This is a genomic window from Thiomonas sp. X19, from assembly GCF_900089495.1.
GTDB lineage: Bacteria > Pseudomonadota > Gammaproteobacteria > Burkholderiales > Burkholderiaceae_C > Thiomonas_A.
Window position 1 is genome coordinate 4566666 of record NZ_LT605203.1, and the last position, 14843, is coordinate 4581508.

Here is a 14843-nt window from a genome sequence, read left to right on the forward strand (position 1 = left end):
CCGGCGTGCGAGCTTCCCCGCCGCCGCAGCCGGACAAGGCCACCGCGCAGAGGGCGAGGGTGGCCCAGTATCGGACCGCGACGGATACCCGCGACTTCATGCCAAGCCCCCTGTTTCTGAGCATTCAAAACGCACGACGTGGGAGCCCACGGGCAATAGCCGGTGCTCCACATGTGCGCGAACCGCATTGCGCAGCGCAATCGCCTCAAACTGTGCACCGTGCTGCTTGAGCGACGCCAGACGTTGGCGTCTGACCCTGACTCTGCGAGCGTGGGACAACTGCCCCATGACCCCACCGCGCAGAGTCCCCAGAGAACCACCCCTTCCTGGAGACACAGCATGCGCCTCATCATTGCCGAAAAACCCTCTGTCGCCCAAGCCATCGCCAGCGTGCTGGGCGGAGCCAGAAAAGCGGACGGCTACATCGATTGCCCAAGCCTCAAAACTCGCGTGACCTGGTGCTTCGGCCATCTGCTGGAGCAGGCCAAGCCCGAGGACTATGTGGACGGCGGCAGAGTGACGGCATCCCACCTGCCGGTCATCCCCAGCGCATGGAAGCTCTCACCTCGCGATGGCGGCGCGGGCAAGCAGATCAAGGTGATTCGGGACTTGCTCAAAGACACGACCGAAGTCGTCAACGCGGGCGACGCCGACCGTGAAGGGCAGTTGCTGGTCGATGAAGTCTTGCTGTTCCTCAACTGGAAGGGCAAGACCCTGCGCCTGTGGCTGTCCAGCCTGGATGACGAGAGCGTGCGGCGCGCGCTGGCGACCCTCAAGAACAACGACACCTTGCGCCCCCTCTACGAATCCGCTCTGGCCCGCCAGCGTGCCGACTGGCTCATGGGCATGAACGCCTCCATCGCCCTGAGCCGCAATCTGCAAGCCCGCGGGGTGCAGGGGGCCTGGAGCGTGGGCCGCGTGCAGACCCCCACCCTGGCGCTGCTCGTTGACCGCCAGCGCGAGATCGAGCACTTCAAGCCGCGCGATCACTACCAGGTGCAGGCAGCCCTTGATGGCGACATCCGCGCCCTCTGGCAGATCCCCGAAGACCTGCAGACCGACGACGGCCTGCTGCTGGACAAGTCCGCCGCCGAAGCCTGCGCTAAGACGGTGCAGGGCCAGCGTGCGACCATCGCCGCTTTCACCCGCAAGGCGGGCGAGCGTCAGGCACCGATGCCCTATGCCCTCAGCACCCTGCAGAAAACCGCCAGCAGCCGACTGGGACTCTCCGCCAAGGACACGCTGGCCGCGGCCCAGGAACTCTACGAAGCCAAGCTCGCCACCTACCCGCGCTCCGACTGTCCCTGGCTCCCCATCGAAATGCACGCCGCTGCCGCGCAGATCATTCGCGCCCTGGGCGCAGCGGACATCGCGGGCATCGACCCTGAACGCCGCCATCCCGCCTGGAATACCGCCAAGGTGGAAGCACATCATGGCATCATTCCTACAGGCCGCAGCCTCGCCGAGGTCTCGGGCCTGTCCGAGAACGCGAAAAGGGTGTACAGCCTGCTGCGCGAGTCTTACCTGCGCCTGTTCATGCCGCCGGAAACCTTCGAGACCCGCGAAGCCCTGTTCACCTTTCCCGGTGCAGAGCGCTTCAAGGCCAGCGCCCGCATCGTGCAGGAACCTGGATGGACGCAGCTCGGCCAAGCTGACAACAGCGCGGAAGGCGGCGAGCACGAACTGCCCGCCAGGCTGCTCATCCTGACCGAGGGCCAGCAACTGGCCTGCGAGTCCGCGCAAGTGCAGGCCAAGCGCACCAGTCCGCCAAAACCCTACACCGACGGCACGCTCATCGCCGCCATGACCGGCGTGCACAAGCTGGTCACCGACCCGAAGCTCAAAGCCCGTCTCAAAGAGACCTCCGGCCTAGGCACGGAGGCGACGCGCGCGTCGATGATCGAAGTGCTGATCGCCCGCGAATACGCTGAGCGCAAAAAGAAGGAGATTCACCCGACCGACCGCGGCGTGCAGTTGATCGACATGCTGCGCAAGGTCGCCCCTGAGCTGGCCGATCCCGGCACGACCGCCCTACAGGAAGATGCCCTGGCAGCAGTGGCCAGCGCCCGGGCGACGTTCAACGCCTTCATGACGGAACAGATCGACAGCGTGCGCGAGTCTACCCAAAAGCTGCTGGTCGGCCAGCTCGGCGCAGCGCCCGCCATTCTCCACGCCTGCCCCGCCTGCGGCGGCAGCCGATGCGCCAAACGCACCAGCAAGGCCGCGGCGACCTATCACCGCTGCCTGGATTGCGACGCCGCATTCGGCGACGACGGCGGCAAACCCGGCAAGCGATTCGAGGACAAGCCGCAGGGCGATGGCGCAGCAAGCAAAGCGCCCGCATCCGGCCCGAAGTGCCCGACCTGCAAGAAGTCCACCTTCAGGAATGAAACCAAGACCGGCAAGGCTTACTACCGCTGCGGCGGGTGCAAGGGGGCTTGGTGGCCGGATCGCAAGGATGAAGGCAAGCTTGGGGCGAAGTGGGAAGACAAGGCGGGAGCCCGAGCGTAAAACCTAGAATCGACCTATGTCCCAATCACTAGCCGCGCTGCTAAAGCTCATTGACACCCGCAAGGCGCTGCTCGACGCCCGTCGCCCGCTGCCGCCAGCAACGCTCGCTAGTCTGCATGACAAACTGGCGCTGGAGTGGACCTACAACTCCAACGCCATCGAGGGGAACACCCTGACGCTGCGTGAGACGCAGGTCGTGCTCGAAGGCATTACCGTGGGCGGCAAATCGCTGAGGGAGCACCTCGAAGCGATCAACCATCAGGAAGCCATCGGGGCGGTGGAATCGCTCATCCAGTCGGGCAAGCAGATGACCGAATGGGACGTGCGCGGCATCCACCAGATCGTACTCAAAGGCATAGCCCCGGAGTATGCCGGGCGCTACCGCACAGAAAACGTCGCCATCGTAGGGGCGAGTCATACGCCGCCCGCCGCAGTGCAAGTGCCCGAGCGCATGACCGAACTGATGCGGTGGCTCAACAGCACGCCATCGGGTGGCCTGCATCCCGTGGCACGCGCTGCGGAATTTCATACCCGCTTCGTCGAAATCCACCCGTTCGTTGACGGCAATGGCCGCACCGGAAGACTGCTGATGAATGCCGTGCTCATGCAGGATGGGTATCCCCCAGCGGTGATTCGCGCAGAGAACCGGCCCGCCTACTACGACGCGCTTGATCGCGCCTGCGTGACCAGAGACTATGGCGACATCACGCGCCTAGTGGCTCAAGAGACGATACGTTCCCTAGACAGCTATCTTGAAGTCATTGAAGGCAGGCAGCCAGGACGAGAACCAGAGCAGACCCAGCGGCGCGTGAAACGACCAGGGCGGACAGGTGTCGAGCGTTAACCATCATTCCGGCAGAAATGCCATGGGGAAGTGGGAGGAGCGGAAGTAAAATCAACGACATGAATGAACGTGCCCGCCACCTGGAGGGTGCACGTCAGCACATGGCCGCCAAGGCTGAAAAACTTCATCATTGGAACGTGTCATATCGGTCTGTCACACGCAGGACCTTGCCCGGATTCATGATGTTGCGGGGGTCCAGGGCCTTCTTGATCGCAACCATGGCGTGCATTGAAGGGCCACGTTCGAGTTCAAGAAAATCGAGCTTTCCGTATCCAATGCCATGCTCCCCCGTGCATGTCCCACCGAGTCTGATGGCGCGCCGCATCAAGCGGGCGTTGAGTTCCGCTGCGCGCGTCATTTCATCGGCATCGTCGGGGTTGACAACGATGCACAGGTGGAAATTGCCATCACCAACATGTCCGCACATCGGCGCAGTCAACCCCAACTCCAGAACGTCTTGCCGAGCAGCAACTGCGGCATCACCGAGCATGGAGATCGGTACGCACGCATCGGTTGGTATGCCATGACATCCTGGACGCAGCGCTAGCGCTGCCCACCACACATCGTGCCGCGCTTGCCAGAGTTGGGAGCGAGCCTCGGGCGTCGTCGCCCAAGCGTAGCCAGAGCCTCCGTTGTCGCGCGCGATGGCCTCAACCATCTCGACTTGTTCTGCGAGGCTCGCGGGGGAACCTTGAAACTCGAAAAACAACGTTGGCACCTCAGGCAGATTAAGCTTCGAATAGCGATTGCAGGCTGCAACTTGCAGTTCATCCAGAAATTCGATGCGGCCAATGGGGATACCTGTCTGGATCACCTGGATGACTGTGTCGATGGCTGTCTGCAGACTGGGGAAGCCACATCGTGCCGCACTCACGCCTTCTGGCAGTGGATGCAGTCTGAGCGTCAACTCGGTGATGATCCCCAAAGTCCCTTCAGCACCTGTAAACAGGCGGGTCAAGTCATAGCCTGCTGCAGATTTCCTGGCGCGCCCACCCGTTTCGATAATCTCTCCACTGGACATCACGACCTGAAGTGACATCACGTTGTCACGCATCGTGCCATAGCGCACCGCATTCGTTCCTGACGCGCGCGTCGACGCCATGCCGCCAAGAGAGGCATCCGCGCCCGGATCGATTGGAAAGTGAAGCCCGGTGCCATGCAATTCAGCGTTCAACTGTTTTCGCGTCACTCCGGCCTGTACTCGGCAATCGAAGTCTGCGGTGTTGACTTCGAGGATGGCATTCATCTGCGACAGATCAATGCATATGCCGCCTGAGATCGCCCCGATTCCTCCCTCACAGGATGTTCCCGTACCGAATGGAATGACAGGAACTGAAGATGCGTGGCAGATATCGACAACTGCTGCGACATCCTGCGTGGACTTCGCAAAGACGACGGCATCAGGTGGGCATGTCGGATGAAAGGAGACATCTTTTCCGTGCTGATCGCGAATGGTTTGACCCAGTGCACATCGCTCACCGAATAATTCCCTCAGTTGAGTGATGATCTGCGCCTTCTCGCTTTTCGCCACGGCAGTCATTTGACGTCCCCCTGGGGTTGGTTAATCAAGCACATTGTGGACCGGTCCATTCGTCACATTTCAGGCGCAGATCCTGGGTATTGAATTTCTTGAAGCACACATCAGCGCAGCGTCCAGGCCGCGATGAGGGCCCCGGCCAGCAAAGCCAGCGCCGCCCCTAGCAGCGCCGCACCTGTGCCCGCCATGCCTCCCGCGTGCAGATGCAGGAAACCGCCAAGCAAGGCGATGCCCAGCGCGCCCGCCGCTTGCCGTGCGGTGTTGTTCACCGCCGAGGCCATGCCGGCGCGTTCGTGCGGCACGGCGCCGATGGCGGCATGCACCACGGCCGGCATGGCCGGCACCAGGCCCAGCCCGGCCAGCAGCAGCCAGGGCGCCATCGCAAGAAATGGGGTCTGCGCCTCAACACGCACCAAGCCGAGATAGGCGACCCCCATCAGCGCCAACCCGGCGACAGATGTCCAGCGCGCGCCGAACCGCCCCACCAGCCGCCCGCCGAACGACACCAGCACCACGAAGGGCAGAAACATCACGCTCAGCCGCACCCCGGCCTGCGCCGCCGACAAGCCTTGCACGTGCTGGAAGAACAAACTCATGGCGAACAGCATGCCCATGACGCCGAAGTTCATCAAGCCCGCCGCCACATTGGCGCCGGTAAACGCAGGAAGGCGGAAGAAGGTCAGCGGAATCAGCGGCTGAATCACGCGGCCCTCCCACCAGACAAAGAGCCCGCCGCCCAACACGGTGACGCCGCCAGCCAGCAGGATGGGCGGTGCGGCCCAGCCCAGCGCATGGCCTTCGATCAGGGCGAACAGCAAGGCGGCCAAGCTCACCGTGGCCAGCACCTGCCCGACCGCGTCCAGCTTCCGCTGAGTGTCCCCGTGAGATTCGCGCACGGAGCGGGCGGTCAGCAGCAAAGCCACCAGCCCGACCGGCAGATTGATCCAGAAGATCGCCCGCCAGCCCAGCGCATCGACCAGCACCCCGCCCAAGGTCGGCCCGGCCACCAGCGCCACTCCTGAAATACCCGCCCACAGGCCGATGGCCCGCGCCCGCAGGCGCGCATCGACGAAGGCCTGTCGCAGTATGGCCAGGGAGTTGGGCAACAAAGCCGCGGCGCCCACGCCCTGCACCACGCGCGCCGCGTTCAGCCAGGCCAGAGAGGGAGACAAGGCGCACAGCAGCGAAGCCAGCACGAAGACCACCAGGCCGAGGGTGTAGACGCGCTTGCGGCCGTACAGGTCGGCCAGTTCGCCCGCGCCCAGCATCAGGCTGCTGAAGCTCAGCGCGTAGGCGTCGCTCACCCATTGCAGGCCGGACAGCGTGGTGTGCAGTTCGCGATGAATCTGCGGCAGCGCGACGTTGACCACGGTGATGTCGAGTTGCACCATGGACAGGCCGAGAGAAACGGCGAGCAGCAGACCGAGCGGAGACGGAACTGCACCGCCCGTGATTTGCGTTGAAGTCTCTGCAAGAGGTTCTGGTGGTGACATACGGGTCAGTCAATGCGTCGCCGCACGCTGCGCAACCAAGGTGGTCATCGGCCAAAGCAAGGTGCAACTACCGCCCCCATCTTGCACTGTCAGGAAGTCCTGAACTCCCTCAAGACAATCCTCGTCCGAATACTCCGGCTTGGCAGAAAACAGCAGACGTAAAAACTTGCCCAGATGCTGAGAATCGGCAAATCGCCATCGCGCGGTGTTGTCGTAGAACGCGGGGCAGCTCCAGCCCGTCAAACCACAAATTGTGGTGGCGAAATCTTGGGACAAAAATGACACCTCATGGCCGGTCACGCAGGAGCGAGCGATGAAGCTATCGAAATAGCGCGCCAATGTCGTGCCCGCAAAGATGTCGGTGATCACCAACCGACCGCCAAGTTTGGTGTGCGCGGCGAATCGCTCAAACGCCCGCATTTTGTCGCGGACATGATGGATGGCGCCGCGGCTCCAGACCGCGTCGAAACCCTTGAACGCCAGTTCCATATCCTCTGCTGCCTGGTGGTGGATACGGATATTGCGCGGCAGAATTTCGGCAAGCCCTTGCGTTTGCTCTGACGCGGGATCGACGATGTCCAGGCGGCCGTTCGCACCAAGCGTTCTGGCAATTTCGCGGCTGAAGTACCCTGTTCCGGCACCAACCTCCACAATGGATTCCCCTGGTCTTGGTTGAAGCAAGTCGTGCATTAATTTCAAATCGTGTAGCCACGCGTCGGGATACAGACGCAGGGCATCCTGATAGTTGGTCGAGCGCTCACCACTGAATTCGGCATCGGTGTCGGCATACATGGCAATGATCTCCAAAATTGACAAAAGGCTGAAAACCGCGATCAACAACCGCATCCCATTGCGGCCGTGCCCGTTTCATTGCACGCTCTCCACCGCCAGCGGAGTTTTCTTTCCCTCTTTGAACTGCGACAGGGTGATGACCGGATGCACCAATTCGCCGGTGGAGGTGAAGCGAATGTCTTTCTTGGTCACGCCCTCGTAGTCGACGTGGCGGATGAAGGGCAGGTAGACCTTGGGATCGACCGACTTGGCTTTCATCATTGCGTGGGCCAGCACCATCGTGGCGTCATAGGCATAAGACGAAAACGGCTGCAGGGCGGAGGCGCCGAATGCCTTCACGTAGCGGGCCTTCCATGTGGGCCCACCGGGCATGTCCTGCAGCGGCGTGCCGCCTTCGGCGCAAATCGTGCCGTTTACCGCAGGGCCGGCCAGTGTCGCTAGTTCGCTGGTGCAGATGCCGTCGCCGCCCATGAACTGCGCCTTGACGCCAAGCTGCGCCATCTGGCGCAGCATCGGCCCGGCCTGGGCATAGGCCCCGCCGTAGAAAATCACCGCCGGATGCGCCGCCTTGATCTGGGTGAGGATGGCGGTGAAATCGGTCGCGTGGTCATTGGTGTATTGGTGATCGACGATGCGCATGCCGTCCTTCTTCGCGTCGGCAATGAACACGGAAGCGATGCCCTGGCCATAGGCGGTGCCGTCGTCCACCACCGCGGCGGTCTTGTCGTGCAGGTGGTGTGCCGCGTATTGCGCCAGGCCGGCGCCGATGGCGTCGTCGTTCGCCAGCATGCGGAAGAACGTCTTGAAGCCCTGCTGGGCAATTTTGGGATCTGTGGAAGCCGGGGTGATTTCAGGAATGCCCGCGCGGTCATAGATGCGCGAGGCTGGGTAGGTGCAGCCAGATTCGAGGTGGCCGACGACGCCGTTCACTTTTTCATCGGCGAACTTTTGCGCCACGACCGTGGCCTGCTTGGGGTCGCCCTGGTCGTCCTCCACATCCACCTTCCAGGTCACCGGCTTGCCGTCGATGCTGGCGTGCTCGGCGTTCAGGTGCTGAATCGCCATCGAGACACCGTTGGCCGCATCCTTGCCGTAGGCAGAGGCCGGGCCGGTCATCGGCCCGGCATAGCCGAGGGTGACCACGCTGGGTGCCGCAAGGACGGGTGCTGCGGAACAGGCCGCGAGCATGGCGGCTATCGCACAACGTTGCAAGGTCAACATGGTGAGACTCCTTCTCGGGAAATGCAGGCAAGGTGCGACTGACTCGGTTCTGGCTCAACTGGTACGACGAGTCAATGTCGCGCGTTGTCGCTACTGCGGTCAGGCGTAGCTGCCATCTGACGAATCGATACTATTACCAGTATGCGCTAAGATTAAAATCAAATGGTTGCAACTATGGGGTTATGCAGCAAGTATTTTTCCAATAGTGCCGTCATGTCGAAAGAAACATCCGATCTCCTGCAGGATTCCTACGTACGCCGCATGATCGACATCGTGCAGAGCGACGGGCGCATCACGGTGCAGGCGCTCGCCGACTCGATCGGACTGTCGGCGCCCCCGTGCTGGCGGAGGTTGCGGGATATGGAGGAAAGCGGCCTGATCGTCCGTTATGCCGCACTCCTTGACCGCACGAAGTTGGGCCTGGACTCGTGCATGTTTACGCAGGTGAGTCTGGAGAAGCACTCTGAGGCTGTCGTCGCCGATTTCGAGCGGGCCGTGCGCGCAGCACCGGAAATCCAGGAGTGCTGGGTCATCACCGGCGACGCGGACTACCTGTTAAAGATCTACGTGCCAGATGCGCAGGCATTCGATCGTTTCGTCTCGCGCTTCATGCTCAAGATCAAGGGCGTGCGCCAGTTGAAGACAGCGGTGGCGTTGCGCGAAGTCAAGCTGGAAACCCGGCTCCAATTGCCGAGTGGATGAATGGGACGAGGTGTGGCACTGCAGCCTCATCTGTCGATGTAGGGCGAAGGACGTGCATGGAAAGTTCTCGTTCTTCCGAAGCTCAGGGCCGCAATCTTCGTCTGCTGGAACTTCAAATCCGCCTGCATGCGGGCAATGACCGTACGCGCGTACTGCGCCGCCGGATCGTCGCCCAGGGCTTGGAGTCGGTCGGTATCCAGAGCGTCAAGCATGGGCAGATTCTCTCGCGTGCGCGCGCGAGAAGGGGGAATTGCCCGGATCGACAAACGCTTGGGCTTGGGGGTTACACCACGGCAATGGCGCTGGCGGTGGCGTGCGCGCTCATGCGCTGCCACGGCAGCCCGGCCACCAACCAGCGCCATTGCTGCTCGCTCAGGTGCAGCGCCTCACGGTCGTCCTGCGGCCAGACAAACCGGCCTTCTTGCAATCGGCGCGTGCACAGCCAGAGTCCCGCTCCATCAAACACGAGCACTTTCAGCCGGGTGGCGCGGCGGTTGGCAAACACATAGGCATGGTCGCGTTGCGCTGAGCCAAACCGGGCCACAACCTGCCCCAGCAGGCTATCCATCCCGCCGCGCAGATCACTGGCGCCCACGGCCAGCCAGATGGCCTCAATGCGCAGCATGGCTTATCCCAGCCAGGCCTGCAGCCACTGCGCGCACTCGGCTGCGTGGGCCACGGGCCAGTCGATCTGGGCGCGGCGCTGGGCCACCTCGCAGGTGATGCGGGCGTGTCCGGGATGGGGGCTTCCATCCGCAGCCGCAGCGGGGGACGGGTTGCAGTGGGCGCGCACGAAGGCGCTGCGCCGTGGCGGCAGGGCCAGCCCCGCGCGTTGCGCGCGCCAACGCGGTGCGCTCGACAGCCAGCCGCGCAGTTGCCCGTAGCCCAGCCCCTTGCTCTGCGCAAACGCTTCAGCCTTCATCCCGCTGGCTTTGAGTTCATCAAGAATCGCCAGAATCTCATCAATCCGCTCTTCACTGAGTTTGTCTGATCGCATGGAGCCTCCGAAAAAACTCAAGCTTCACTTAGCACAGACTCATTGAAAAGATGGGTTCGGCGGACGCATACCGTGCAGCTGATCGACATGCTGCGCAAGGTGGCGCCTGATCTGGCCGATCCAGGAACCACCGCATTGCAGGAGGATGCATTGGCGGACATCGCGGCAGGGCGTGCCGCGCTGGCCGCGTTCATGCAGGTCCAGGTGGATGCAACGCGGGAGTTTTCGCGGACGCTGCTGGAGGGTAAGCTGACGGAAGCGGAGCTGGTCCTGCATGCCTGCCCGGCCTGTGGCGGCGCACGCTGCGTGCAGCGCACCAGCAAAGCTGGGAGTATGTACCACCGTTGCCTGGACTGCGAGGCGGCATTCGGGGATGATGGTGGCAAGCCGGGGAAACGGTTCGAGGACAGGCCGGCGGGCGACGGCGGGCAGAAGATATCGAGCGCTGGCGCTGCCGGCCCGAAATGCCCGAGCTGCAAGAAGCCCACGTTCAAGAACGAAACCAAGACCGGCAAGGCGTACTACCGGTGCGGCGCGTGCAAAGGCGCCTGGTGGCCGGACCGCAAGGATGAAGGCAAGCTTGGGGGGAAGTGGGAGGGCAGGCTTGAGCTTGGTCGTAGAACCTAGAATCGACCCATGTCCCAATCCTTTGTCGATCTGCTAAAACTTATCGACACGCGCAAGGCGCAGCTCGACGCCCTGCGCCCGCTACCGCCCGCAACGGTCGCCAGTCTGCATGACAAACAAGCGCTGGAGTGGACGTACAACTCCAACGCCATTGAGGGCAACACCCTCAGTGTCACAATGTTGCTCCGACGTGAACGGAGGTCGGCTCTTTGTCCGGGCGCAGAGCGGCCACGAGATAGTCGATGAGCACGCGAGTTTTCGGCGCGGTATATCGCGACTTGGTAAACAAGAGGTAAGCCATACCCTGGTAGTTGGTATCAAAGGACCAATCCGGCAACAAGCGGACGACCCTTCCTGCTGCCAAGGCCGCGTGTGCGACGAAATCGGGCACGCAGCCAATTCCGAGTCCGGCCTCAACTGCTGCGAGACGCATTTCGCTGTGATTCAACGTGTACCGCCCAGCGACGACGACTTCTACGCTGTCCTCGGCACGCACAAAACGCCACCGACTGTCTCGTTCTTGCTCCCCAATTGCCAGGCAGCTGTGACCCATGAGGTCTTCAGGCGTTCGCACTGGCGAATGGGCAGAGATGTAGGCAGGGCTAGCCAGCAACAATTGCTTCACTGGCATCAATGCGCGCGCGATCATGCCCTGCGGAGGGTCGTCCGTCAGTCGGAGCACTAGGTCCATCCCCTCGCGCAAAGGATCGACCACGCGGTCGACTACCAACAAATGCACGTCTACAGCCGGGTGCTTCGTGAGGAAGTCCAGCAGCAACGGCTGCAGCACGTGGCGTGAGAATGCCTTGGGCGCACTGATGCGAACCAGCCCCTTTGGCGCCCCGATATGACCCTCGGCGACCTGAAGTGTTGCCTGAGCCGCAGCAACCATGGCACGGCCGTGTTCCAGAACGGCGAGCCCGGCGTCGGTCAGACGTAGCTGGCGTGTTGTCCTCTGCAAGAGGGCCACGCCCATGGCCTTCTCGAGACGTGCAACTTGTCGGCTTACAGCAGAAGGCGTCACTCCGAGCAGCCTTGCAGCGGCCGAGAAGCTGCCTGCTTCCGCGACGCGGACGAAAGCGACCATCTCCTGCATCACCTCCAAGAAATTATCTGTTCTCACCAGGCACAACTCCTTTTCTGCGATCCAGTCTAGTCAATGGAGAGCCCTCGACGAACAATCCTTCTTGCCAACAAAACGACGGAGGGATGGCATGCCGACGCGCATTATTCGAAGCTTTGCAGACCTTGATGCGATGCAAGGTCGGGTCGGCCACGTGCTCACCCTTTTTAGCGGGGGACTGGATAGCAGCTACGTCCTGAAAGAGCTGGTGCAGCGCAAACTGCGTGTCACGGCCCTGTCGGTGGACGTGGGTGAAGGTTGCCAGCTGCAGGATCTCCAAGAGATCACCGCGTTTTTTGGCGTCGATCTGAAGGTGGTTGACGCCAAGGAAGAATTTGCCGCCGAGGCGGTGGCGCCGGCCATCTGCGCCCAGGCACGGTACCTTGGAACCTACCCGGTCAGCTCTTCGCTGTCTCGACCGATTCTGGCCAAGATTGCGGTCAATGTGGCACGAGAATTGGGTTGTGACGCAATCATTCATGCGGCCAATCAGTCTCAGAACAGCCTACGCAGACTGAACGGTGCCATCGAGCAGCTGGATTTCGACGGATGCTATGGGACGCCTTACGAGCGTTCTGTTCTGACTCGCGATGAAAAGATCGAGGCGCTGCGGGTACTGGGCCTGACGCGCTTTCAGGCGCGTGGCATCAGCGGCGATGCAAACCTTTGGTGCCGAGAATTCGAATCTGGATCACTCGACAACCCTGAAGGATTCTGGGCCCCGCCATCCTTGTTTGAATGGACCCGTCGCAGGGAAGGCGATGTTCCCAGTTGCGAACTGCAAATCGAGTTTCGCAAGGGGCGCCCGTCGGCGGTGAACGGCAGGCAGATGGAACTCGTCCCCCTGATTGCACACCTCAACGACGCTGTGGGCGCCTTCCAGATCGGTCGCTACAGCGGACTCGAGCACTTAGCCGGTGGCGAGAAGGTGCTGGAGATTCGAGAGGCGCCAGCGGCAACCGTGTTGATGGATGCCTACCGGCAACTGGAGACAGCTGTCCTGGACGCCGAGCTACTTCGAGAGAAGGTCTCTTTGGAGATGTTGTGGACGCGGGAAGCAGTCGAGGGACGCTGGTTCGGACCATTGCGCTTGTGCGTCGACGCGTTCATCCGACACGCGTCGGAAAAGGTCACTGGAACCGTCACGTATCAGCTCCGCCAAGGTGCGATGGACATCTGCGCCATCAAGGCACCGCATCCGCTCTATCTGACCGACCGAGACGGTTGGGAAAAGTCGTTGGTCGATGATGTGTTTCAGCCACCGAACCCGACCAACCGTCGGCACGAGGAGGCGCTGGCATGAACATGGCGGCATTGACGAACCGCCCGCTGGAGTCTGTCCTTGTCGAGGGCCTTGGTCGTCATCTCCACGAGCAGCATTTCCTGTTCCTTGGTGGTGATGCTCTAAGCGGCATCCTCGCGGTCACGCCTGATGACATTGCGGCCTTTTCCAAGCACTGGTCGAGTCTCACGCTGGATCGACACATGGGGGATGGTGGCACGTATCGATACCGTCGCTACGGCGCGTTCGACTCGCCGCAGGGGATTCGCCGTCGCCGGTTGCCTCACGGTCCCTACGAACAACCGAAGTACGTCAACGGCCTCAATGGGGGTGTCGCTCGGCTGTTCGATCCGCTGGAGAGCAGCTTCGTCTCCGACCCGCTCCTCAATCGTTTGCTGGACTGGTTGACGTTCCTCTACGACCAATGTGAGGGGGTGCCCCGGCACTGGAATATCCGACTGCACCCCTACCGAATCGTTGCGAACTCAGCGCAGGCGGGAAATCCCACGCCGGAAGGGTTGCACCGTGACGGTGTGGACTACATCGTCAGCATGCTGGTGCAGCGCAACAACGTCAAGGGCGGGGAGACCACCGTCACCGACAACCAGGGACAGGTGTTGTGGCAGCGCACGCTGCAACGGCCGCTTGACATCATGATCGGCCAGGATGCGCAAACCAAGCATTCGGTTACGCCGGTGTTACCGGCTGAGACGGGCGTCGAGGCATGGCGGGACGTGCTGGTGGTCGCCTTTTCAAAGGTTGCACCATGACAGCGTCAACACCCAATGCCAGTGCGAAGGCGGTCGGCACACGCTTCGGCTCTCGCTCGCCTTTCGGAACGATCGAGTTGCTCTTGCTCCTGGTCGCGATCGTGTGGGGGGGCAGCTACAGCGCGACCAAGGTCGCGACCGAGCAAGTGCCGGTGCTGCAATTCCTCGTGTTGCGGTTTGGTCTCACGTTCTTGTTGCTCTTGCCGGCTCTGCGCGGGCTTGCCGTCGCGTCATGGCCAGGAGCACTTGCGGGGGCCTCGCTGCTTGGCGCCAACCTCCTGGCCGTGTTCGTTTGTGAAACCTTCGGGGTGTCACTCACAACGGCTTCCAACGCCGCGTTCCTCATCAGCTTGTGCGTCGTGTTTACGCCGCTGTGCGAATGGTGGCTGCTGGGCGACCGGCCGGACGGATCTGTCTTCGCCGCTTCAGGGGTCTCACTGTTGGGCGCGGTCTTGCTTGCTTACCAGCAGCACGGCGGACACGTTTCACCGCTTGCCATTGGCGACGCGCTGATGGTGGCAGCTGCCTTTCTGCGCGGGGTCATGGTGACTCTGACCCGCCGCCATGGTCGGCGCTACCGCCTCCCGGCGCTGACCATGACTGCAATACAGATGGGCGTGATGACCCTTGGGTCGGCACTCCTGATGCTCTTGGTACCCGGTCCCGACTGGGCTCCATTTCCTTCTAGTGGATCATTTTGGGGTGCGACGGCGTTTTTGGTGATCGCGTGCACCCTTCTGGCGTTCTTTGTCCAGAACTACGCGGCCTCGCGCACTAGTCCATCTCGAGTGGCGTTGCTCATGGGGAGTGAGCCCCTTTGGGGAGCTTTGATTGCCGTGATCTGGTTGGGTGAGCGCTTAACGCTAATCGGCTGGGCGGGCGGATTGCTCATCGTGGTTTCCGCTTGGTGGGTGACGCGGCCGAAGGGTTGAAACCAAACGGTT

15 protein-coding genes are annotated in these 14843 nt (G+C 62.1%); 7 read left to right on the forward strand and 8 right to left on the reverse strand.

Annotated elements, in window-relative coordinates:
- Window positions 1-339 precede the first annotated feature (339 nt).
- Entirely contained in the window at window positions 340-2511 is a 2172-nt protein-coding gene (locus THIX_RS22445) for a DNA topoisomerase 3 (RefSeq protein ID WP_112487963.1), read from the forward strand.
- A gap of 16 nt (window positions 2512-2527) precedes the next feature.
- The gene (locus THIX_RS22450) at window positions 2528-3355 is read left to right on the forward strand and encodes a Fic family protein (protein ID WP_112487964.1); all 828 of its coding nucleotides are present in this window, start codon (window positions 2528-2530) and stop codon (window positions 3353-3355) included.
- Window positions 3356-3482: 127 nt separating this feature from the next.
- On the opposite strand, the gene THIX_RS22455 is transcribed toward THIX_RS22450, so the two are convergent.
- The 4 genes from THIX_RS22455 to THIX_RS22470 all read right to left on the reverse strand — a co-directional run bounded on the left by THIX_RS22455 (window position 3483) and on the right by THIX_RS22470 (window position 8398).
- A complete protein-coding gene (locus THIX_RS22455; protein ID WP_112487965.1) occupies window positions 3483-4895 on the reverse strand; it encodes an FAD-binding oxidoreductase in 1413 nt (470 codons plus the stop codon).
- A 101-nt stretch (window positions 4896-4996) separates the two neighbouring features.
- Complete coding sequence (locus THIX_RS22460) at window positions 4997-6385, reverse strand: MFS transporter (RefSeq protein WP_112487966.1); 1389 nt, start codon at window positions 6383-6385, stop codon at window positions 4997-4999.
- Window positions 6386-6394: 9 nt separating this feature from the next.
- Window positions 6395-7177 carry a class I SAM-dependent methyltransferase gene (locus THIX_RS22465; protein ID WP_112488564.1) on the reverse strand — a complete coding sequence of 261 codons (783 nt, stop codon included), beginning with the start codon at window positions 7175-7177 and terminating at the stop codon, window positions 6395-6397.
- 75 nt (window positions 7178-7252) lie between these two features.
- Entirely contained in the window at window positions 7253-8398 is a 1146-nt protein-coding gene (locus THIX_RS22470; RefSeq protein WP_371412980.1) for a branched-chain amino acid ABC transporter substrate-binding protein, read from the reverse strand.
- Between the two features lie 213 nt (window positions 8399-8611).
- Between THIX_RS22470 and THIX_RS22475 the strand changes: the two genes are divergently transcribed.
- Window positions 8612-9100 (forward strand): Lrp/AsnC family transcriptional regulator, encoded by a 489-nt coding sequence (locus THIX_RS22475; RefSeq protein ID WP_232054276.1) that lies wholly within the window; start codon window positions 8612-8614, stop codon window positions 9098-9100.
- Window positions 9101-9126: 26 nt separating this feature from the next.
- On the opposite strand, the gene THIX_RS22480 is transcribed toward THIX_RS22475, so the two are convergent.
- From THIX_RS22480 to THIX_RS22490, 3 genes are all read right to left on the reverse strand, one after another.
- On the reverse strand, window positions 9127-9312 hold the full coding sequence (locus THIX_RS22480; protein ID WP_112487968.1) for a hypothetical protein: 186 nt from the start codon (window positions 9310-9312) through the stop codon (window positions 9127-9129).
- Between the two features lie 71 nt (window positions 9313-9383).
- On the reverse strand, window positions 9384-9725 hold the full coding sequence (gene tnpB / locus THIX_RS22485; protein WP_112487969.1) for an IS66 family insertion sequence element accessory protein TnpB: 342 nt from the start codon (window positions 9723-9725) through the stop codon (window positions 9384-9386).
- A gap of 3 nt (window positions 9726-9728) precedes the next feature.
- Window positions 9729-10097, reverse strand: a complete 369-nt coding sequence (locus THIX_RS22490) for a hypothetical protein (protein ID WP_112488565.1) — start codon at window positions 10095-10097, stop codon at window positions 9729-9731.
- Between the two features lie 72 nt (window positions 10098-10169).
- On the opposite strand from THIX_RS22490, the gene THIX_RS22495 reads away from it, so the two are divergent.
- The gene (locus THIX_RS22495; protein WP_233224686.1) at window positions 10170-10724 is read left to right on the forward strand and encodes a hypothetical protein; all 555 of its coding nucleotides are present in this window, start codon (window positions 10170-10172) and stop codon (window positions 10722-10724) included.
- 172 nt (window positions 10725-10896) lie between these two features.
- Here the strand turns inward: THIX_RS22495 and THIX_RS22505 are convergent, their stop codons facing one another.
- Entirely contained in the window at window positions 10897-11847 is a 951-nt protein-coding gene (locus tag THIX_RS22505; protein ID WP_172979024.1) for a LysR family transcriptional regulator, read from the reverse strand.
- A 91-nt stretch (window positions 11848-11938) separates the two neighbouring features.
- On the opposite strand from THIX_RS22505, the gene THIX_RS22510 reads away from it, so the two are divergent.
- From THIX_RS22510 to THIX_RS22520, 3 genes are read left to right on the forward strand one after another with little or no spacing between them, the layout of a single operon-like run.
- A complete protein-coding gene (locus tag THIX_RS22510) occupies window positions 11939-13150 on the forward strand; it encodes an argininosuccinate synthase-related protein (RefSeq protein ID WP_112487971.1) in 1212 nt (403 codons plus the stop codon).
- Window positions 13147-13899, forward strand: coding sequence for a 2OG-Fe dioxygenase family protein (locus tag THIX_RS22515; protein ID WP_112487972.1), 753 nt, complete (start codon window positions 13147-13149; stop codon window positions 13897-13899). Before THIX_RS22510 ends, THIX_RS22515 begins: the two co-directional genes overlap by 4 nt.
- Window positions 13896-14831, forward strand: coding sequence for a DMT family transporter (locus THIX_RS22520; protein ID WP_112487973.1), 936 nt, complete (start codon window positions 13896-13898; stop codon window positions 14829-14831). Before THIX_RS22515 ends, THIX_RS22520 begins: the two co-directional genes overlap by 4 nt.
- Window positions 14832-14843 lie beyond the last annotated feature (12 nt).